The organism is Coleofasciculus sp. E1-EBD-02 (assembly GCF_040218245.1).
GTDB lineage: Bacteria > Cyanobacteriota > Cyanobacteriia > Cyanobacteriales > Coleofasciculaceae > Coleofasciculus.
Genome location: NZ_JAVJQN010000097.1, coordinates 16,445 through 38,011 on the forward strand (window position 1 = coordinate 16,445; position 21,567 = coordinate 38,011).

Below are 21,567 nucleotides of genomic sequence, written 5' to 3' on the forward strand. Positions count from 1 at the left end.
GGTTAATGGTGTTGAGCCAGAAGTGCTTGAATGGCTTGCAGTAATTGAGTAGTGTTCCATCCTTGGTAAAGATGGGACGCGATCGCACATCCTCCCGCACCGACACCTTCCTTGACATATCCTTGTTCGTAAGCCCGTAGCTGCGGATAACTTGACTGGGCAAAACTTAAGTCAGTTGCCAAAAGGGGAACACCGCCGATCGCTCGTGCTAATCCCACAGTATCACCCGTGGGATCATCTGCCACCCAGCGAGTTGTACCGACAACCACCTGCTTAGGTTGCCATGGTAAGGAATCAAGACGAAGAAGCGCCAACGCCCGTGCTAGTGCATAAACCGCCAGCATTTGTGTCCCTCCAGCTAACAAAACACCAACGCTTTGACTTGCCCCAATCACCATTCCGGCGGCTGTAATTTGCATGGGATCACCTACGGCGGCGACTAACTCGAAGGGATCAATGAATTCTGCCAGTTTCTCTTCCCAGTCTGCCTGTTGTAGTCCAATCCGAACGATTTCTGCTTTTTGGCGATGATTACAGTGAGGATGGCTGCTATTGACTTTACCCATGGCGGCAATACCCAACCCCGTCAACACACTCAAAGCCGTTGTGGTTCCGCCAACGACGCATTCAGCAATCATTACATATCCGTTTGGGGTTAGAGTTGCCAGCTTTTGACCCCAAATTAAGCCTTGCTCAAATAGCTGTTTTACAGTATTGATGGGCAAGGCTTTTCCCGTGGTTAAACAGTTAGCGGGTAAACCTCCTAAATCTATAGCTGGGACGGCTGGCGGTTGAAGTAAACCCGCATTGAATAGATAAACCGGAAGGTGACAAGCTTCAACGACAGCACGAGAAATCAGGACAGGCGACGCCCCAGCATCCAAGGGAGGTAGAGGATACTGAGGATTGGCAGTAAAACCATTAACCAAGAATTCAGCATCCGCGATCGCAGTATACTTCCGATCCTCTGGAGTTGCCCCAGCCGCAGAAATGCCGGGGATCAACCCTGTTGCCGTAAATCCTAAAATGCAAGCGAGTAGGGGCGGTTGTCCCCGATACTGCTGCAACCATTGATTTCCTTGAACAAACTGGGTATAGATGCGGATCAATTACAAAGGACGAATGACAAAGGACAAATGACCAATAACCATTAAACTAGGACAGGTGTTTCGGATTGATCCAGTTCTCGAAACAAAGGTGTACTCAAATAGCGTTCACCAAAACTGGGCTGTACCATAACAATTAACTTACCCGCATTCTCCGGACGTTTCGCCACCCGAATTGCGGCACATAAAGCGGCACCGGAGGAGATTCCCGATAACAACCCTTCTTCTCGTGCCAAACGGCGACCAAAAGCGATAGCATCTTCATCACTGACTTGAACCACTTCATCAATCAAGTCTGTACGCAAAACTTGAGGGACAAAGCCAGCACCAATCCCTTGAATCTTATGGGGTCCGGCTTGTCCGCCAGAGAGAACTGGACTACTGGTCGGTTCAACGGCGATCGCGGTAAAATCGGGTTTACGTTGCTTAAGCACTTCGGCAATACCAGTAATCGTACCACCAGTGCCAACGCCAGAAATAAGAATATCGACCTGCCCCTCAGTATCTGCCCAAATTTCTTCAGCCGTCGTCTCCCGATGAATTTTGGGATTAGCTGAATTCTGAAACTGTTGCAGCATAAAGGCTTCAGGAGTGCTTTCGGTAATTTCGTTGGCTCGGCGAATTGCTCCTTTCATTCCCTCGCTTCCGGGTGTCAGCTCTAGTTTGGCTCCATACGCTTTCAGCATAGATCGCCGTTCCATGCTCATCGTATCGGGCATCGTCAAGATTAGCTCATATCCTTTAGCGGCGGCTACCATGGCTAAGGCAATACCTGTATTCCCCGATGTTGGTTCCACTAACACCGTTTTTCCCGGATGAATCTGACCCGCTTCTTCTGCTGCCTGAATCATACTCATCCCGATGCGATCTTTCACAGAAGCGGCAGGGTTCATTCCCTCCAGTTTCACCACAATTCGTCCTACACATCCCTCGGCTTGAGGAATCCGGTTGAGCTGAATTAGGGGAGTGTGACCAATTACTTCTGTGATATTATGAGCAATCCGCATAGTTTCTCCTTATCAACGACTCGTCACTTCAGAGTTAATCTATCCTACCGCCTTTACTCCAATTACTGTTTTGGGTTAATTCCTGTTCTTTTACCACAGGTATCAGCGATTTTTGATCGCTAACGCTAACCCCTCGATATTTCAAGGGTAAGATAGTTGACGTAGCTGGAGGTTTCACCAAATGGTGAACTCTCAAAGCCTGACCCCGATATTTTCCGATCACCTCATCTTCCGTTACCTCAACCTGGGCAGGGCTTAGGTCATAGTTAACGCCTCGATAAACCAGCTTAACGTTATTCTCATCCAGCAATGAGGACTCTGTGGCGGGCTGAGACGATGAAGAACTGCGTCTATGATTGCTAAAAATGACTAATGCCAGCAGCAATAATTGAATTTGCCAGGGTGCTAAACATAACGTTACAACTAAGCTAACTAAAGCAATGGCAGCGGCAAGATAAGCCATTTCATTAGCCAATTGTTTAAAAAGATACGCAGTGACGAGGAAAATCCCCAAGGGAATGATAAACAATAAAGACATATCTAGTGACCTGTAACCTACTTAATCTGTTATCTTAGCGAATTACCAACGTATCAACAGGTGAGCCAACCCTGTTGTAGCAATATTGACAGATAAGTAGTCGGACAAAATTAAAGTTGATGGTAGGAATCGTCATTTGTCATACTCGCTCCCTTGAGAAGACAGCTACGTCATTCTTCTTATCTAAGGGTTTGAGGCGTGTTTACAAAAATTAATAATCCAGCAAAACTTGTACCCACTGAGGCGGACGAGGAATGGGACTTTTCAGGCGATCAAAGATGAGTAACGCCACCAGATGAACCACAAATAAATAAATGGCATTGTTGATCACAATTGCCACAATTGCCACCAACTGAATTAACGTTAAACTGGGTTGAGCCAGCAACCCCAGCTTGACAAACCCCCATTCCACTAATTCGGTAATTTGAGTCATCACATAAACCCACAGATCCTCACTCAAAAGAATCGAGAGTAACCAAAAGCGAAAAAAGAATCCTAAAGTTCCTAGTAGCGTACCAATCCCAATCGAAAATAACCAATTGGCTTGACGTTTCCACAACGCGCCCAACTGAACGCCCATCAAACCGTAGGGAATCAAAAACAGGATACTGCGGGTTGGTCCTTGTAGCACCGACAGCAATAACCCTGAAACCAGTGCCGCCATCCAAGAGGCTCGATTTCCCCGACGCATATACACCAAGGCGATTGGCACCGGGAAAAACATCTTCAAGACTGGACCGAGGGGAAAATAATAATTAATTAGCCAAATCAAACTCGCTGTACTGGCGAGGAACGCCGTTTCCACCATGACGACAGTGGTATTGAATTGTCGCTGTTGTGCCTGCTGTTGGGGACTCGCCGAATTTCTGTCCTGATTAGGGATTAGCCTTTCAGGTCTAGCATTGGTTGATGGTTCCGTCTCTGGCTCTAGTTCCTCCACCAAATCCCATTCGTCATTAACATTTTCTGAGTCCTTCGAGGAGGATTCAGTATTCTGATCGGGATTAGGGCGAGGCACTTGGGCATCCTCAAAAGAATCGCTCATTCAGCTTTTATCAACGCTTGATCAACCTCCACTTTAACGCCCCTTTCACCTCGACATGATCGCTTGATCCCCTTAGGTAGCTAAATCTGCCTCAAACCTTACCAATGCCAAAGGACATAAGACAAATAACACTTCTAAGCAATAATGCGTTCTAATGCCGCCAGATCCGGGATAAACATAATATCGTGTTCTCGCTTAATCAAGCCTTTTTTTTCTAGCTTCGTCAAAACTCGCGTCACTGTCTCCCGCGCCAATCCACTCAAACTGCTTAACTCGCGATGGGGTAAGTTGGGAATCTCAGTACCTTGCTGCTTGACTTTACCCTGACCCTCTGCCAAAAACAGGAGCGTGTCTGCCACTCGTGAGGTACTATCCGACTCTCTCAGGCGGAGACGGCGATTAACTTGGCGCAAGCGCTTTGCCATAAGCTGAGACAAACGAACCCCGGCTAAAGGTTCATCATGAATAAGCTGGATAAAATCCTGGGCAGGTATACTGCCAATCGTCGTGGGCGTTAAGGTAATCACATCGGTAGAACGAGGCACCTCATCCAGCGCCGCCATTTCGCCAAAAATTTCCCCCTTCCCTAAAATGTTGAGGGTCACCTCTTTCCCTTCCAGGTTATAGGTACGAATTTTTGCCCAGCCCTCCAAAATGAAGTAAACCGAGCCACCCCAGTCATTCTCCAGCAAAATAACTCGATCCTTGGGGTGGCTGCGAGTAACAACATGAGAAGTCGCTTGATTCACACTGGCTTCTGGTAAGCCAGAAAATAAAGGAGCAGTGCGAATCAACTCATTAACATTAGAGTTCATTTCGTGTGAGCTGTATCGATCATCCATGAAGCCAAACCACATTGTATACGCCGTGGACAAGTACGGCGATTTGTTATCCTCAAAAACTTAAGCAAGTCCCTTCCTGTTCCACAACAGACACAAAATTGAGTCGTTGTGGTACAAGCGCCCCTCATCACCCCATCCAGACCCGCCATAATGGCAGATACAAGGGACTTATGTCCTGATCGATGAACGGCGCTATACTCCCTCGAAGTGCCTTCAATTCTAATCCTATTGGAAATTAAAGCTAATCAGCCGGAGATTGGTACACAGCTATTATGCTGCATATTGAGGGAGATTTAACAACTTAGATGCCTGTAATCAGGACTTGAGAGGACATCGGTTAGCCAGAATACGTTTTCAGACTAGGCTAACGGCAAGCGTTCAAGTTCCTACATAATAAAAGCAGGCGATCGCAATACCTCCTGCGAAGCGTGAACATAAGTTGTCAGGCGTTCCACCGTGACTAAACAGAAGAAAATCCAATCGCTGATTGCTGATATTGACAGTCTCCTTGCCAAGTTTGGCTCCCGTTTCCCTTGGTCTAAACCCAACGATTTAGCCCGCGATCGCGAACTCCTAGAACGGGTGCGTCGCTATCTGCTGTCGATGCAGTCAGAGGAGATGGCAATGTCGCCATCCCCCGAATCAGCCATTACACCGATTGTGCAAGCGGTTGCCCAAGAAATGGAGAGCATCCGCCAACAGGTGACAGAACCCTTGCAGGCTGAATTGTCAGCATTACGTCAACAGCGAGAGTCCTTGACTCAAGAAATTCAGCACCTTGAGCAGAAGAAACAGCAATTGCAAAATACTGTTACCGCTAAAGGGAGGGGACAAGAGCAACCTCTCCCAGAATTTGCTCAGGATTTAATTCACCAGTCAACCGAACGCCTGACCCAGCAACTGGCTCAAATCTTACTGAATTTAGAAGCCCAACTGCTCAACCCTTCATCAACATCGGGATCACCAGGGCAACCTACCTCTGGGATAATGTTACCTCAAGAACGCTTAGAGCAACTGCGGCAACTGCAACGGGAGAGCGATCGCATGTTGCTCAATCTCGATGCCAACCAACGGTCACTCTTTGATGCACTTGATCGGGATCTACAGGGGTATCAACAGTCTTTGTCTCAAGGACTTGACAAAATGCATCGCTTGAGCAATCAAGGAGAGCTGTTATTTACAGCCCTGGTCAATCGCCTCGCCCAGCTATTGGGACGAGAAACCTCAACCTTGGTGCAATCGTCTCAACCTTGGTCAGAGGTGACAGAATTATCCCAGTCAGTGCCTGATTCAACGTCATCGACGTCAAAACAAGAGGGCATTTTTGTGGGCATTGATCCAGTGTCTCAGCCTGAATTCAATGTGACCCTATCTGCCAACGCCTTAACCCCATCCCCACCAACCCAGGCTCAACTGCCGTCTAAAATTGCCGATCAGCAATGGACGGAAGAACTCGATACAGAAAATTTAGGAGGCAATCCCCTAGACGCCTTGATTGGCTGGGATATGGATACCTCTATCTCAGACAAGGATTCAGAATTTCAAGACCTAGATTTCCTCTTAGGCATCGATAGTACGCCGGAGTCCACACCATCATCATCCCCCTCAACCCCAATCTCTCAGGCGGACGCCAAGCAACCCGTAGACCCGGAGGTTGCCGATCAAACTGAAGTCGAGAACCGCCACCATGAAATTGATGAGTTGTATAACACCCTATTTGGCACAGACGCTGTCCCCGACTCTAATACCCCTCCTCCAGCCAATACCGCCGAAGTGACGGATGCGAATACCTCAGCGACATCAATCACGACAACGGACTGGCAAGATGATCGATCCCCGGATCAGGCTTTCGGTGAGACTGAATCGGTGGAGATTGCTGATTATCTATTTGACGGATTCACTGATCCGGCTGATGAAACGAGTGTATCCGAACCCTGGATTGAAGGCATAAATCAGGATCAACTATCGTGGGAAACCTTATTATTTGAAACGCCAACACCTGACGCCCCGATTGAGTCAGAGATAGTCGCCACGCCAGAACCCGCCACTTATCCTCACCAGGAAAGGTTCGGCGAGTCTCAAGACGTTAAAACAATTACTGCCCTAACCGATTTACTCGATGAAATGGGGTTAAGTTATTCCCCCCCCGTAGCCGATATCCCATCCATAGCGGCGACTCGTGAGGAAGAATGGTTTTTGGAACACCCTGGAGAAACTGATTCCCCCGTTACCTCAGTTGAGGATCACTATATTCCCGCCTCACCCGATGAAGATTTGCTAGTCAGCGATGAATCGCAACAGTTTTCCGGTCAAGAGATTAGGCTAGACCAAACTACCCTCCAGCAGCTTAGTGAAGACCTACACAGCTTTGAAGCCGAAGACCATCTGAATATTGTCCCTCAGCCGTCCCCGTCTCGCGATCGCATTGTCCCACCCCCAAACTTCGATTTAGACTCAATCGAGTCGTTGCCCATGTCAGAGGAGTTGTTGGCAGAAGATTGGGAAGAGTTTGCCCTCCATGACCTATCCCAAGAAGATGTTATCTTCCCAGATTGGCAACAGACTACCCCAACTGACCGAGACTTTCGCGAACCTGATCCCTTGGTGAGTGACTCTGAGGAAACGACGCCACCACCATCTCCAGAGTTGGACGATGTTTCTGATGATTGGTTCGAGGAATCGATTGACTTAGAGCAAGACAATGTGGTAGAAGAATATGTCTTGGAAGACTCCGTGACTCCTGATCAACAGTCCGTGAGCCAACCTCAAGAAACGTCTTTAGAGGATGGCGAACAAAATAGGGATTAGAGTAGGGACACGGCAGTGTCCATTGGTGTCAACTTAACCTCAACCCCTCTCCCACGCCAGCCCTCACCCCCAGCCCCTCTCCCAAGCTTGGGAGAGGGGAGCAAGAGGGGAGCAAGAGATCCGGTTCCCCTTCTCCCGTGCAACAAAAGCGAAGCATCCTCTGTCCTCCCCCGTGCAAAAAACGCGAAGCATCCTCTGTCCTCCCCCCTCTTGTAGGGGGGAACGAGGGGGGTAGGGGGGAACGAGGGGGGTGGGAGTTGGGGTTAGGGGATGAGGGGGAAATGTCGAGAAGTAGATAGACACAGCTTAAAATCTTGCCAGCATTGGTTTTCTACCTTAAATTGACGCGGATGGACACTGCCGTACCCCTACAGGTAGGTAGGTGGTGTGACTTGATTATCGAATTTGCTAGTGGATACTAATAATCCTCTCTGGTACTTAGGAATTGATTTCGGCACCACGGGGCTGTCGGCTGTGGTGTTGAACAAAAACACAGGTCAGCACTACCCTTTATATTGGCAACAGGAATCGTCAACCACCAATCCCAATTCTGGCGATCGCGTATTTCGCTTACCGACACAAACCTCCGCGAGTCCTACCGTGGCAAAAGCAGCAGGAATAACGGTGTCCACGGTGAAACCCTATTTACCGTTGGCAATTCCTTACTATTGCCCAGAACGTCGTCAGTGGGAACCGATGTTAGTGTTACCGGATGGACAGGTTCCTCTTTACTGGGTGCGACGATCCTTACAGGCAATGTTAGCCACTTTAACCCCAGAGACGGTTCGCACCAAGGTGTCATTGCAGGTGGGGGCGATCAGTCTAGAATCCGAATTACTAGCAGACGCTTTGGCACAACTCGCAGGTGTCATTGTCAGTTATCCAGCCGATTGGGGCGATACCTACCAGATTAATGTTCGGGAAGCAGTATTGGCTGCCAAGTTAGTCAAGGAATCGCAACAAATTGTCTTCTTAGAAGATGCGATCGCGTCCCTCTTAGCCGCTTTTCCCACGCCTGAACCCGCCTCTCCCCCCTTGACGCCTGAATCGACTACACTTGGACGTGGCTGGACGTTGGTGATCGATAGTGGCGCAACCACTACGGAATTGGCATTAGTGGATGTGCCTTACAATCCCCGCCAATTAACCTACGCCGATTTTAAACTTCAAAGTTGGTCTTACGCAGGTGAGGCGATTAATCAAGATATTATATGGCAGCTAATCTACCCTCAGATGTCTGAGGCGCAATTAGCACAACTGAATCTTAGCCAGGATTTAGAACTCCCCTTACCCGGTCAACCTGACCCCAAACGACGCGATCGCGCTTTATTCGAGTTACAGCATTCGGTGTTAGGACAGGCGCTACTGAAAGCGGCTGAATATTTGAAGCTGATTTTGCCACACAAAACCGAATTTACCCTGGAATTGGGTGCGTATCGCTGGACGGTGCAGCAAAAAGACTTCAACAGTGCCATTATCACACCGTTTATTGAACAACTCAACCAACAGGTTAACCGACTACTGATTCAAGCCGGACAATCCCAACAGGCGATCAGTCAAGCTATCTGTACGGGAGGAAGCGCTAAGTCAAACAGGGTGAAGCAGTGGCTTCAGGACAAACTACCTAATTCTGCACTGATCCAGGATACTGTATCGTCCCCGCCTTGGGTCGCTACTGGACTGGCGAGGTTACCCTTGTATCCCCATGTCTTTAATCGCTTTCAGCAGCAATATAGTGACTACTTTCTGCTATTAGAACTGCTTAAGGCGTTTCCCCCGACAGAAAAGGAATCAGGAATTCGGGATTACACTCTGGCAGAAATTAAGCAACGCTTAGAACGTCAAGGTCTCAACACAGTCGCCTGTGATGAACGTTTAATCGGGTTTTTGGACGGTGAGTTACCGCCAGGATTGATCCCAACTCGCGATCGCCTACAGGGGTTCTCTCTAGCTTCTCCCCAAGATTTCCCTTATGGGGATCTGGCTGATGCCAAACTGTTTTCACCCGTAGGCGATCGGCTTTATCGTGCCAATTTCCAGCAACACGACCGTCTACGTCAATACCTCAGACTGATTGTATCCAGTCTATCTCAAACGTTTGATGAGCCTTTAATCATTAATTTTCATCATTGCTATAAATAAAAGCTATCAACATACTTTAGAGACGTTGCATATAGCGTCTTCTTATGAAACATAGATAAAAACCCTGACAAAATAGAGAACGAGACGCTCGCACTACAACTGTTCTCTGTTTCCCATTCCCTATTCCCTATTGCCTCTCCCTACCACAAGACTTATTTAGCAGCCCCTACTTATTCAGTAACCTCTAAATCAGTTGTGAAATGGCAACCCTCACTGGATAAGGGTTTTAGCCCCATTCATGTTCACGCCTCATTTAAACGAACTATGACTATATAATCTACATCTTAGGATAGATGCCAAAGGTAAAGTCATTACTTAGACCCTAGATCGCGCTTTCAGCTTTGATTAGAAATTGTGAGATTGGGTAATCCTCGTTCATCTCAATCCATGATCTTCATCATATCTTCATAAAAACTGCGTTCAGTCACTATAGAATTGTAAAGAATTCGTGAAGTGTATCCAACGGACTATTTTTTTTTCGCAAACCTCTCAATAATATAGAACATGATAATCGGCTAAATAACTTACAACTTGTAATACAACTGAGCTTACACTGTGTTTACTACACCAAACTGTTCCACACCCTTGCCGGGTGATCCCTCCCAGATCCAAAGTTTCTCCCGGTTAATTGTGCAGCATCAGTCGGCGACCTGTAAAATTAAACGTCTCATTGATATTCTGGGAGCTGTGGTTGGCTTGTTTCTGACTGCTTTTCTTGCCATACCAATTCTGATCGCGATCCAGATTGACGATCCTGGTCCTATCTTCTATCGTCAACTTCGCTGTGGTTTACGAGGTAAACCCTTTCGCATCTTGAAATTTCGTTCAATGGTTGTAGATGCTGATCGCAGGCAACATTTGGTGCAAAATCAGGCAAGAGGTCATATCTTTAAAAATACCAACGACCCTCGCATCACTCGTGTAGGTCGGTTTTTGCGGCGCACCAGCTTGGATGAATTGCCTCAATTTTGGAACGTGCTTAACGGCGAGATGAGCTTAGTCGGGACTCGTCCGCCCACCCTGAATGAAGTACAACACTATAAGCCGCATCATTGGCAACGATTGAGAACTAAGCCAGGAATGACTGGAGAATGGCAAGTCAATGGTCGCTCTAGTGTGATTGATTTTGAAGATATCGTGTCGATGGATCTGGCTTATCAGCGCAAGTGGTCTCTTATCTATGACTTCCAGCTCATTCTGAAAACGATTGCTGTAGTTCTGAAGAAGCAAGGAGCGCATTGAACCGACGTGTATCTCGGTTTAAGTTGCTATTGCCGAAAAAATTCTTTGTAATTTTTCAATCCTTAATATTTAAACAACATCCAGCAATTAAAGTTTTCTAATCCTAACTTGATTAAACTAAAAAAATAATGTTCAGGGACAATTGTAGGGGCGGGTTTAGGGACAATCGTAGGGGCGGATTTAGGGAATCAATCGTAGGGGCGGGTTTAGGGACAATCGTAGGGGCGGGTTTAGGGGCTAAATTCAGCTATTCACCGATAACGGAACAACAAAACCCGCCCTCCTCACCGATAACGGAACAACAAAACCCGCCCTCCTCACCGATAACGGAACAACAAAACCCGCCCTCCTCACCGATAACGGAACAACAAAACCCGCCCTCCTCACCGATAACAGCCAAACAAAACCCGCCCTCCTCACCGATAACGGAACAACAAAACCCGCCCTCCTCACCGATAACAGCCAAACAAAACCCGCCCTCCCCACCGATAACAGCCAAACAAAACCCGCCCTCCTCACCGATAACAGCCAAACAAAACCCGCCCTCCTCACCGATAACAGCCAAACAAAACCCGCCCTTTCTCACCGATAACAGCCAAACAAAACCCGCCCTGATTCATAAATCTGATGACACTACCCACATGGATTACATTTTCTCGATTACTGGGACTGCCCTTTATTCTATACGGACTGCATGATCCGACGGATCAGACGCGCTGGATTTGTCTGGCAATCTTTCTAATTGCCGCAGGTACGGATTGGTTAGACGGCTATCTGGCGCGAAAACTGGATCAAGTGACAGATTTGGGCAAATTTCTTGATCCGTTAGTGGATAAATTATTAGTCTTAGCCCCCCTTTTAGCCTTGATCGAATTGGGTCAAGTTCCCGCCTGGGGTGTGTTTCTAATTTTAGGGCGGGAATTAGCGATCGCGGGTTGGCGAGTGAACCCCAATTTGACCCAGGAAATTAGTGGCGCAAATATTTGGGGCAAACTCAAAACTGTAACTCAAATTACGGCAGTTGCCCTATTAATTGCACCACTCCCTCCGGTGTGGGAGATGCCATCCCTTGTCCTATTTTGGCTATCGGTTGTCCTTACCCTAGTTTCTGGGGGAATTTACCTTGTGCCTCAACTTGCGGCTAATATTTGGTCATCTAATGAGAAATCCACCTCCGCTTCGTGACGCCCAGATGCGAGGTAATCGTTTTGAAATGAGTCCTTCAGCCCCGATATCAAGTCATACTCCGGTTCCCAGTCGAGTTGAGTCTTGGCTTTATGGACATCCGCAAAAAAGTGTTGGGTTCGCAGGGGGAACGCTTTGCGCTTGCCAAAATCAAATTTTTTGGGGTTGTAATGTAAGAGGTCAAAATCCTCTGGAGATTTACCCGCCGCGACAATACAGGCGTTTGCCAAGCCGTCAAAGGTGACATAACGATCGCCGGATACATTATAAACTTGTCCAATGGCGTGCTGGTTCCCTAGTACCAGAGACATGGCACGGGCTAAATCTTTACAATGTCCCAGTTGTGTGATATATAGACCACTACTGGGAATTAGGATCGGGCGATCGCGAACAATACGGTCAAAGAACCAGGCTTCTAAGTCATTGTAGTTTTGAGGTCCATAGATATAGGTTGGACGAATCGCGGTAAAGGGAATTCCTTGGGCGTCTAGATACGCTTCCGTCTCATGTTTCCCTTTGTGACGACTTTTGGGATCAACGGGATCGCCTTCAACATGGGGCATTTGGTCAGATTGTAAATAGACTCCCGCCGAACTCATATAGACAAAATGCTGTACTTTGTCTTTAAATATCTCAACTAGGGGTTGAGTGTCACTGAGTTCCCGCCCATTATTATCAAAAATGGCATCAAACGCTTCTCCTGACAGCTTTTCCTTGAGTTGGGTAGCGTCTTTGCGATCGCCGTGAATCTGTTGTACCCCTTCAACAGGGGCGGGTTTATTCCCTCGGTTGAACAGTACCACCTCATGTCCTTGTTCAACTAAGATTTTGGTTAAGTAGACTCCGATGAAGCGAGTACCACCCATGATTAAAATTCGCATGATTATCCTTCGTCATTCGTCATTTGTCATTTGTCATTTGTCCTGGGTTACGGGTTTGTCACCTCAAAAGTCCTGATCCAAACCACCACCAGAGAATTAGTGATTTGATCGTCCTCGTTGAAGAGCGATCGCATTGCCTAGATTACCGCATTGCCATGGTTCAAGACTACTCTATCGATTTTACCGACTACCTGCGATCGATTTGCGGTGTCTATGAACAGTGGTGGAAGCTTGACAAACTGACGGAGACGATATATATGCAACAGGATGCATCGGGAAATCCGCGATCGCCTTTTCAGTTTAATAACCCCTAGAATACGAGTTCGTAGTCAGCGCTTTAGCGCTTCTGGCACGCTTCGTGCCTACTACAAACTTTTTTAACCAAAGAAAGTTCTAAAATTAGAGAGTACAATCCTAATCTATCAGTGCAATGACTAGCCGCGACTAAATAACCTTTATTTAGCCAGAAAAAATGAGACGTTCTAGGGAAATAGGCATAGCCATACCCTCTACAGATTTTACTTAAGCAAAAACCACAGTTCGATTCCCGTAAACTAACACCTGATGCTGTAAATGTAGGCGTACTGCCCTGGCTAATACCACCCGTTCTAAATCTTTCCCCTTGCGAATCAAATCCGCCACATTATCCCGATGATTAATTCGTACCACATCTTGCTCAATAATCGGTCCAGCATCCAGTTCGGGTTTGACGTAATGAGCCGTTGCCCCAATAATTTTTACCCCACGTTGATAGGCACGATGGTAAGGTTTTGCTCCCGTAAACGCAGGCAAAAAAGAATGGTGAATATTGATAATTTGAGGAAATTGCTCAATAAATTCAGGACGAATAATTTGCATGTACTTAGCCAAGACCACCAGATCGATATTATAGTGACGTAGCAGTTCAAGCTGTTTGACTTCTTGTTCGGCTTTATTGTCTTGAGTAATCGGAATGTGGTGAAAGTCAGCGCCAAACTGTTCGCTAATCGGTTGTAAATCGGGGTGATTGCTAATAATTAAAGGAATTTCCGCCCCCAACTCCTGGGCTTTTTGCCGCCAAAGTAAATCGAACAGACAATGATCTTGCCGACTCACCCAAATGGAAATTCGAGGCACGCTATCCGAGAAATGAAGCTGCCATTTTGCCTGTAGGGGTTGGGCAATTGCCGCAAATGCTGGGTCAATCAACTCCCGTGGTAGGTTAAAATTATCTAATTGCCACTCAATGCGGGTGAGAAATAGCCCGGTGTCAAAGTCTGTGTGCTGGTCGGCATGAATGATGTTACCGCCGTTAGCATAAATAAAATTGGCAAACTTGGCAACTAATCCCGGTTGATCAGGACAGGAGATTAACAGCGTAGCCGTTTGGGGTTGATGCTTTCCCTTGCTCATTTTTTTCCCTGTAGCTGAAATTCATCGACGAGAATGCAGTGATTCTATCAATTTATTCGGTAAAAATTGTATAGGCTAAATCAGAAAACCCTTATCGACGCTTTCCTTGATGAATCCAAAGCCGATGACACCGCCAATCATTGGAATTACCACCTATAACTATAAGCCAACGGGAAATTTTTATTCCCCGGCGGGTTATACTCAGGCAGTCCAGTCTGCCGGAGGGATACCCATTTTGCTTCCGCCTGTTCAATCTGATCCTGCGGTGATCCTGAACCAGGTGGATGGGTTAATTTTTACAGGGGGGGGTGATATCGATCCCGATTTCTACAATGGTTCCCCTCATCCGACAATCTATGGCACTGATCCGGAACGAGATCAGGCTGAATTGGCACTGGCGAAACTAGCATTGGCGAAACACAAGCCTGTTTTAGGGATTTGTCGCGGCTTAGAAGTGCTGATGGTAGCGAGTGGGGGTGATTTAGTCCCCCATTTACCAGATGAATTTGGGGAAGATATCTTGCATCGCGAGGAAATGCTCAAACCGAGTCAGCATAAGGTGCGGATTTATGCCGATAGCCAACTATCTGGAATTATGGGAAAGGAGGAACTTACTGTTGTCTCTTGGCATCATCAAACTGTGCGTACAATACCTTGTGATTGGCAGACTGTCGCTAAAGCCGAAGATGGCTTAATTGAAGCATTAGAACATAAACAGCATCCTTTTGCGATCGCGCTGCAATGGCATCCGGAACTCTCCCTCCCAGATTCCAGACATTTCGCCATTTTCCAAGCGTTGATTCAAGCCGCAAGCTTTGATCAAGACGAATTAAACCCGAATAGTTTTCATTTGCAGACGACAGGCTGGGGATGTGGATGAACTGACCTAAACCGTGACGGTTTTTGAGATAATTGCCAATTTTAGGATAATTTATGCATAAATAAAATGATTTTGATTCGTTAAATGCATAAATTATCCGAATTTCATGCCTAAATATACGAAACTGCAAAGTAGAACACTCCTCGATTGAGTGGCAGACATTGCAGTGAGTAATATGATTAATCGATTCATTCCGGAGGAACTCGCGATCGCGCCTGCGTATCCTGCCGGATATCCGCCGCATCTCACCTTGAGAGAGGTATCCATTGATGGCAATACCTCCGTCCAGATTTGGTCGCCCAAATCAGATGCCATCTTGCTACCTGAAGAGGTAAACCTACTTAAGAGCGATCGCCTGCGTGTAGAAGTGATATGCTCTAGATTAGTTTGGTTACTTGGAGCAAATTGTTCAGAAAATGATGACTATTTAGGGACTAACGACAAGTTAATTTATCAATGGGAAGATGTCACCTATTTTGCGGGTAAATATGGGTTCAACCCTAACGTTATTGATATATTGTTTTGTCCTTCAACGATTCGCCCGATTTATGGATCATCAGTCCAGCGATTCGGCACACATTTGCCAAACACCCCGGTACAGTGGGTTATGGAACCCGCCTGCTGGGAAATCTTTTTCCTGGAAATTAAACCCGTGTTTGGGGAATTTAAGGCTGAACCACGTAGCCAACTTTTATCGGTTATCGTTTGGACAGGTCAACCGATTAGTAAAACGGTAGTCGATACCTGATTGTTCGGATAAGCGGTCATGCATCTAAATTGGGTATTAGTAGCGAGCAAGATGCTCGCACTACAAGGATTTTGCTATTATTGACGTTCAAGATTGAATTTTTTTCTCCATCTCCCCCAGCTCCCAGACGTTCCACCGGAACGTCTCTACAACCCCAGCTTCCCCAGCTTCCCCATCTCCTTGTCCCCCAAACGCGGTAGATTCAAGTCAGCATCTATAATTTATTGGGTGAGGAGAAAAAGACCATGAAGCGACGCCACTTTCTCAAATACACCAGTCTGGCAAGCACAGGATTAGCTTTTGCTGCTTGTAACTCGGGGAATCTGTCCACCTCCCAAAAGAATAACTCTGCTGAGTCCTCATCTGCCTCAACTGTTGACTTTGGCAAACTCGAAAAAACGTACCTAAACCTCGGCATTATCCCGATTACCGAAAGTGCGCCCCTGGTTATCGCCCAAGAATTAGGCTTTTTTGCTCGCTATGGACTTAATGTCAGCCTGAGTAAGCAAGAGAATTGGCAGCAAATTCAGGATGGCTTACTCGACTACCAGTTAGATGCGGCTCAAGCTTTGTATGGAATGCCAATGATAGCACAATTAGGAGCAGAAGCCGCTCCCATGATTGCCCTGATGGTACTCAATCTCCATGGCAGCAGCATTACCTTATCTCCCAAAGCCTGGGATGCGGGAATTCGACCAGCGATTGAATATTTCACCTTTCAGGAGTTTGCCGATTCCTATCGCCAATATGTTCGCAAATTCCAGGAACCGCCTATCTTTGCTACTGAGTCGAATGCTTCCATGGATTATTACATTAGCCGCTATTGGTTAGCCGCGATGGGAATTAATCCGGAAAGTGAGGTTGAATTTATGGAGATTCCTCCTTCCCAAATGATTTATAAAATTCAAGCCGGGGTGATGGATGCCTATAGCAGCAGTGAACCGTGGAACCAACAGACGGTTTTGCAGGGAAATGGATTTATCGGCAATACCTCACAGAATATTTGGACGGGACATCCGGGAAATGTGCTAGCCACAATGCAAGCTTGGGTGGAGGAACATCCCGCAACTGCTAGGGCTTTAGTTGCGGCAATTATAGAAGCCTGCCAGTTTTGCGAACAAGCAAAAAATCGTCGCGAAGTTGCCCAAATTATTGCCCAAAGCAGGTATTTGGATACGGATCAGGACTATATTGAACCTGCTTTATTGGGTAACTATAGTTATGGTGGGTTTGACAACCAGGAACGGCTGGAAACGATTCCGAATTTTTATCAGTTTTATGGTGACAATAGCGATGATCCAGAGAAGCCGAATCCAGTTAACTATCCCTGGCGTTCTCATGGAATGTGGTTGCTGACTCAGATGATTCGTTGGGGTCAAATTGAGCAGCAAGATTATCCCAAGGATGCCGATGAAATATTGGAGGAAATTTATCCGTTAGACGTTTATACAGAAGTGGCGGAGGCATTGAAAATTGAGCTACCCAGTGATCCGATGAAAGTAGAACCTGCTACCGTTTTTATTGACCAACGCCAGTTTGATCCGAGTGATCCGATTGCTTATCTGAATAATTTTGAAATTCAGGCATAAGCCACTTCGACTTCGCTCAACCCACCAACATTAAATCAGTGACATTTTACTTAAGGTGAATGGTACTGATTTTAGAGTTTGTAGTAAGCGCTTTAGCGCTTCTGGCACTAAAGTGCCTACTACGAACCCAGCTTAAATCAGTGACATTCTACTTAATGTAAAGTTACAGTCCAAGAGGTAATCTTTTATTGTGTCTTTTGAATTCTACAAAAATATTGGCGAAGTCTTAAAAAAGTATGAAATTAATTCCTCGGGAACGAACTATATCATCGAAACTGAAATTGCTGTTCGAGAATCCTTTAGAGATGATTTAGAGTTTTGTCTGCGAGAATTAACCTTTGAGGAGTCAGACTATGCGATTTGTGAAACGATTATTTTTCCAGTTCTGAAAGAGCTTTATCGTCTTTATCGAGATGAATTTACTTTGTGGAGCCACAAGTCGCTGATTTATAATGAAAAATTATCAGGTGTACCTGACTATATCATAGCCAAACGATCGCCTCTGGGCAAAGAAATATTTGAGCAGCCATTTTTTGTGGCTGTTGAAGCTAAACGGGATGATTTTATTAAGGGATGGGGTCAATGTTTAGCTGAAATGGTGGCGATTCAGAAAATGAATGACCAATCTGAACAGCAGACGATATATGGAATCGTATCTAATGGTCAGCTTTGGCAGTTTGGCAAACTCCAAAACAACCGTTTTACCAAGAATTTTGTAGCCTATACGATATATAATCTTGAACAACTCTTGGCAGCACTGAATTATGTGTTTAGGCAATGCGAACTAGAATTAGAGGCAATGACAGATGGATGTAGGGGCAATTCATGAAATTGCCTCAAAAAAGATTCTGGAGGAGCGATCGCACACTACGCACTCCAACATACTGCCATCAGAATTAGCATTAAACTGAAGGAGAAAATCTGTAGCAACCTGCTCAATCGCAACACAATCACACTCTGGGGAACACTTCAATCCCAGCACCACGCAAATCCTGTTTTGCCCTTTCCTAATTCCCGTCCAAGGTCTAACGTATATATTGAGTCGCTGTTCCAGAGCAATGACCAATCCGATCGCATGACCTTCCAGCCAACCGCAGCAGGCTGACAAGCGATCGTTGTTTTCATGGGTTGCTGTCAGCACCAAGAACCAATCGGATTGCGTCGGTAAATCAGCTAACTCGAAAAGAGCGTCCCAACCTATTTTGCCAGCCAACACTTGCTCTGAAATTGCCGCCCCTCGCTCCAATTCGCCGCGCAAAATCTGGGCAGTTGATCGCGTAACATTACGGGCGCTGTTTTGACAGGGTTCAATGGAGGTGATCACAGGTAGCCAGTCATAGTGCAACCTCTGGTATTGTCTACCTGCTGGGGTTAAGGCTACAGGCTGACTCCAATCATGCTGGTTGAGTACCTGGAAAAAATGGGCAAGTAATGCCTCAAGCCCTTTATCCGCATCAGTTTGGGGATAACGAGTGCAACTCCAAGCCGCAAGTAATGCCCAGGAGAAGCTGCCCAGAAACCCCCAAGCATTGCCGTGAATTTGGCGTACCTTCGCCCATGCCCGCACTGCCCTTAATAGCGCTCGGAAAGACTCTAGCGGTACAGACTGGCGTACTATATCTGTAAGGATATCAGCTTCCAAACAACCCACCAGTGCTTTCCAACTCACTGGATCAAACAAGGGTCGTGCTGCCTCTGTGAACGGGTCAAGCGTCCCTAGTTCAGAAGGACGACGGGCATAGAGGAGATCGACAGACACGCCTTCAAATCCCATCCTCAACAGAGGTATTTTTGCGGATGAGACGACTTGGGCGCGATCGCATAACCCCTCCAGGCGCTGTCCCACGCTTTCCAAAAATGCCTCCCCAGACAGATACGCCGGAATCAGGCAAAGAACGTCCAAATCGCTTTGCGGACTCTGCACGCCCAAACGTGCCGAACCCAATCGATGCAGCGATGCTGGGAAGCCTAAACACTCGGCACAAGCTTGCTCGACTAACGCTAAGATTGTTTCGCGATGCTGGCGTTGCGCCTGACTCAGCTCAGGTTCGAGGTGGTTCAGTCGCTGCATTAGGTTAGTCTTCTCTTCCCCAGCTTCCCAGACGCGCCATGGCGCGTCTCTACAATCCTTGCTCCCTTGCCCCAAATGTATGCGGTATCGCACCTTAAACGGCTGATCACCGCGACGGCTAATCAGCGCTACGGAGTCTACGAGAAAACTCACCGGATGCCAGGAAGAAAGCTGGGCTTTGGCTTCTTGTGCAGTGGGAAACTGACCCACGCTCAGATGCGGCGTAAACCCTGCTGCTGACTTTTTGCTTTGCTCGTCGCACTGCGGGAACAACTGCTGGAGAACGACTTGCAACTGATAGAGTGCATCTGGGGGTTGGGGAACGGGGCGCAACCATGCCGTACAGCTAGAGCGATGCTTGAACGTCTCGAAGCTGGTGAGCGTTACCTCAAAGGGTTGCCATTGGGCAAGTGTAAGTGCGATCGCTTGTGCGGCTTCCTCGAAATACTCCTCTGGCACAAAGCCATACAGCAGATTGATGTGGGGCATCCAACGGTCAAACCTGCGATCGTAACGGCGGCGAATTGCTTGAATGGCAGGTAAGACTTCAGCTGAGGGAATCACCACAACTGCACTGCGATAAACTGGCGGTATTGCTTGCAATGCTGCTGTTGTGGATGTTGAGTAGTCCAAAACGGCACGGATGCCAAAATGATCGGATGGGTAAAGGGTTCCTTGGGTATCCGGTACGGGTTCGCAGGCGAATAACTCCATTGAACGGGGCATCCAGCGCCCATCCTCACTGCGCTGCAAGATGCGATCGAACCGCGCCGCCTCACCCCTCAAACTCATCAGCTTGGCTAACGGATTGCGTTCTGGGTTAAAGGTGTAGCCTGGATCATCAGGATGCAGCAGCGTCCAAACATCGACAAAACCGCTTTGGCTCAACTCCTCCTCTTGCTCATCCCCTCTACTGTTGAAATCTCCAACGATGAAGCCGTCTCCTGGCAGTGTCTTGAGATAATTCAGCAATACAGAACGTTGATGCGCCCGGACTTCAAGGGCGTTGTGGGCGCGATTGCTGGTCAAATGCACGACGGCTAAATGTAGCGATCGCCCGTTAATCTCCCACGTCCCCACCAGCACCCGCTTGTGCGCCGAATACTGATGCTCGACTAGCGTAAACGGCAGTCGCGATAGGAGCAAAAGACCATAGGGCTTGAGAGTTTGTCCTGCTGGTGATTCGGAAATGGTGTAAGAATGTACCCAATCCTGTTCCAACAGCACATCTAGTAGGGGTGGCGTCGCTTCTTGTAGCGCGATAATGTCCGCATCGCATCGGCGCAGATGTTCTACAATCACAGGCAGGCGCTGTGCGGTCTGGATGCGCTCCTGCTCGTAGCGATCGCACAGCACGTTAAAACTAGCAATGGTCAGCGTACCGATTGTCGCCTCTGTTGACGGTTGCTCAGTTGGTTGCCAACCTTGTGAACTGTACTGGTAGACCGATCGTGGCTTGAATAGTAGGTCTTGGTTTGGTGCAGGGGGTGTGACTGTAGCCCAATGTGTCTCCTCTTGTGGATGCGCTAGAAAGGCAGCATCAGGCAGTTGTCCGGCTGAGAACCGATCCAAGTGTTGGTCGCGATCCCAAACGATTTCCTCCCCGCAGCGGATATAACGGATGCGGTGCATGGGGATGTCTCCATCCGTTGACCATTCTGAAAAGGGTTTTTCGCGAATACCCTCTTCAGACATACGCTCGATATAGCCAATGGCAAAGGCGCTGCGGTCTAGACGGGCATCCCAGAGAATGCGATCGTAGATCTCGCGAATCGTCGCCATTTTTTTCTTCTGGACTCTTTGCTCTGACATGGCTACGCCAAGGGGTGTAATGTATGCGGATTAAAGGCTCAAACCATGACTCGGCTCATTGAAGATAGGATTAACCGTATACCCGATTATTACCTCTGTAGTAAGCATGGACAACGACTTGGTTCTTTTTCTGGTCAGCGTTGGTGTACTCATCCTTTATCTCGTCTTTTCGGCGCTAACGGAGATGGGTACCAAATTTCCTTGGCAGAAATAGCCGTTGCTTCTAGTCGGTAAACATTCAAAGCCAAGCTATCCGATTTTGTAGCATATTGTAGCATG

Annotated in this window: 19 protein-coding genes; 11 read left to right on the top strand and 8 right to left on the bottom strand. The window is 47.3% G+C overall.

Features of this window, described 5'->3' with window-relative positions; genetic code table 11:
• Positions 1-2: 2 nt before the first annotated feature.
• From cobT to RIC07_RS15860, 5 genes are all read right to left on the bottom strand, one after another.
• On the bottom strand, positions 3-1,109 hold the full coding sequence (gene cobT, locus RIC07_RS15840; RefSeq protein WP_446395372.1) for a nicotinate mononucleotide-dependent phosphoribosyltransferase CobT: 1,107 nt from the start codon (positions 1,107-1,109) through the stop codon (positions 3-5).
• A gap of 41 nt (positions 1,110-1,150) precedes the next feature.
• Positions 1,151-2,113 (bottom strand): cysteine synthase A, encoded by a 963-nt coding sequence (gene cysK / locus RIC07_RS15845; RefSeq protein ID WP_446395373.1) that lies wholly within the window; start codon positions 2,111-2,113, stop codon positions 1,151-1,153.
• Positions 2,114-2,147: 34 nt separating this feature from the next.
• A complete protein-coding gene (locus RIC07_RS15850; RefSeq protein WP_446395374.1) occupies positions 2,148-2,651 on the bottom strand; it encodes a DUF4278 domain-containing protein in 504 nt (167 codons plus the stop codon).
• A gap of 211 nt (positions 2,652-2,862) precedes the next feature.
• A complete protein-coding gene (locus RIC07_RS15855; protein ID WP_446395375.1) occupies positions 2,863-3,696 on the bottom strand; it encodes a DUF2232 domain-containing protein in 834 nt (277 codons plus the stop codon).
• Between the two features lie 134 nt (positions 3,697-3,830).
• Entirely contained in the window at positions 3,831-4,538 is a 708-nt protein-coding gene (locus RIC07_RS15860) for a Crp/Fnr family transcriptional regulator (protein ID WP_446341464.1), read from the bottom strand.
• Positions 4,539-4,994: 456 nt separating this feature from the next.
• Between RIC07_RS15860 and RIC07_RS15865 the strand changes: the two genes are divergently transcribed.
• The 5 genes from RIC07_RS15865 to pgsA all read left to right on the top strand — a co-directional run bounded on the left by RIC07_RS15865 (position 4,995) and on the right by pgsA (position 11,915).
• Complete coding sequence (locus RIC07_RS15865; protein WP_446395376.1) at positions 4,995-7,346, top strand: hypothetical protein; 2,352 nt, start codon at positions 4,995-4,997, stop codon at positions 7,344-7,346.
• A gap of 411 nt (positions 7,347-7,757) precedes the next feature.
• Positions 7,758-9,488, top strand: a complete 1,731-nt coding sequence (locus tag RIC07_RS15870) for a hypothetical protein (RefSeq protein ID WP_446395377.1) — start codon at positions 7,758-7,760, stop codon at positions 9,486-9,488.
• A 606-nt stretch (positions 9,489-10,094) separates the two neighbouring features.
• On the top strand, positions 10,095-10,730 hold the full coding sequence (locus tag RIC07_RS15875) for a sugar transferase (RefSeq protein ID WP_446395406.1): 636 nt from the start codon (positions 10,095-10,097) through the stop codon (positions 10,728-10,730).
• Positions 10,731-10,858: 128 nt separating this feature from the next.
• The gene (locus RIC07_RS15880) at positions 10,859-11,428 is read left to right on the top strand and encodes a hypothetical protein (RefSeq protein WP_446395378.1); all 570 of its coding nucleotides are present in this window, start codon (positions 10,859-10,861) and stop codon (positions 11,426-11,428) included.
• Positions 11,358-11,915 carry a CDP-diacylglycerol--glycerol-3-phosphate 3-phosphatidyltransferase gene (gene pgsA, locus RIC07_RS15885; RefSeq protein ID WP_446395379.1) on the top strand — a complete coding sequence of 186 codons (558 nt, stop codon included), beginning with the start codon at positions 11,358-11,360 and terminating at the stop codon, positions 11,913-11,915. The genes RIC07_RS15880 and pgsA overlap by 71 nt, the downstream gene beginning before the upstream one ends.
• Here the strand turns inward: pgsA and RIC07_RS15890 are convergent.
• Complete coding sequence (locus RIC07_RS15890) at positions 11,861-12,796, bottom strand: NAD-dependent epimerase/dehydratase family protein (protein ID WP_446395380.1); 936 nt, start codon at positions 12,794-12,796, stop codon at positions 11,861-11,863. The two genes, pgsA and RIC07_RS15890, sit on opposite strands and share 55 nt — an antisense overlap.
• A gap of 104 nt (positions 12,797-12,900) precedes the next feature.
• Here RIC07_RS15890 and RIC07_RS15895 point away from each other — a divergent pair, with 104 nt between their 5' ends.
• Positions 12,901-13,110: a hypothetical protein gene (locus RIC07_RS15895; protein WP_446395381.1), complete on the top strand. Its 210-nt coding sequence runs from the start codon at positions 12,901-12,903 to the stop codon at positions 13,108-13,110.
• Between the two features lie 208 nt (positions 13,111-13,318).
• Here RIC07_RS15895 and purU read toward each other — a convergent pair whose 3' ends face one another.
• Positions 13,319-14,188: a formyltetrahydrofolate deformylase gene (purU, locus tag RIC07_RS15900; protein WP_446395382.1), complete on the bottom strand. Its 870-nt coding sequence runs from the start codon at positions 14,186-14,188 to the stop codon at positions 13,319-13,321.
• A 109-nt stretch (positions 14,189-14,297) separates the two neighbouring features.
• Between purU and RIC07_RS15905 the strand changes: the two genes are divergently transcribed.
• The 4 genes from RIC07_RS15905 to RIC07_RS15920 all read left to right on the top strand — a co-directional run bounded on the left by RIC07_RS15905 (position 14,298) and on the right by RIC07_RS15920 (position 18,234).
• A complete protein-coding gene (locus tag RIC07_RS15905; protein WP_446395383.1) occupies positions 14,298-15,068 on the top strand; it encodes a gamma-glutamyl-gamma-aminobutyrate hydrolase family protein in 771 nt (256 codons plus the stop codon).
• A 175-nt stretch (positions 15,069-15,243) separates the two neighbouring features.
• Complete coding sequence (locus tag RIC07_RS15910; protein ID WP_446395384.1) at positions 15,244-15,816, top strand: hypothetical protein; 573 nt, start codon at positions 15,244-15,246, stop codon at positions 15,814-15,816.
• A 245-nt stretch (positions 15,817-16,061) separates the two neighbouring features.
• Positions 16,062-17,405, top strand: a complete 1,344-nt coding sequence (locus RIC07_RS15915; protein ID WP_446395385.1) for a CmpA/NrtA family ABC transporter substrate-binding protein — start codon at positions 16,062-16,064, stop codon at positions 17,403-17,405.
• 190 nt (positions 17,406-17,595) lie between these two features.
• Positions 17,596-18,234 carry a hypothetical protein gene (locus RIC07_RS15920; RefSeq protein ID WP_446395386.1) on the top strand — a complete coding sequence of 213 codons (639 nt, stop codon included), beginning with the start codon at positions 17,596-17,598 and terminating at the stop codon, positions 18,232-18,234.
• Here the strand turns inward: RIC07_RS15920 and RIC07_RS15925 are convergent.
• Positions 18,229-21,288: a poly(A) polymerase gene (locus RIC07_RS15925; protein WP_446395387.1), complete on the bottom strand. Its 3,060-nt coding sequence runs from the start codon at positions 21,286-21,288 to the stop codon at positions 18,229-18,231. The two genes, RIC07_RS15920 and RIC07_RS15925, sit on opposite strands and share 6 nt — an antisense overlap.
• Before the next feature lie 45 nt (positions 21,289-21,333).
• Between RIC07_RS15925 and RIC07_RS15930 the strand changes: the two genes are divergently transcribed.
• Complete coding sequence (locus RIC07_RS15930; protein WP_446395410.1) at positions 21,334-21,522, top strand: hypothetical protein; 189 nt, start codon at positions 21,334-21,336, stop codon at positions 21,520-21,522.
• Positions 21,523-21,567: the final 45 nt, after the last annotated feature.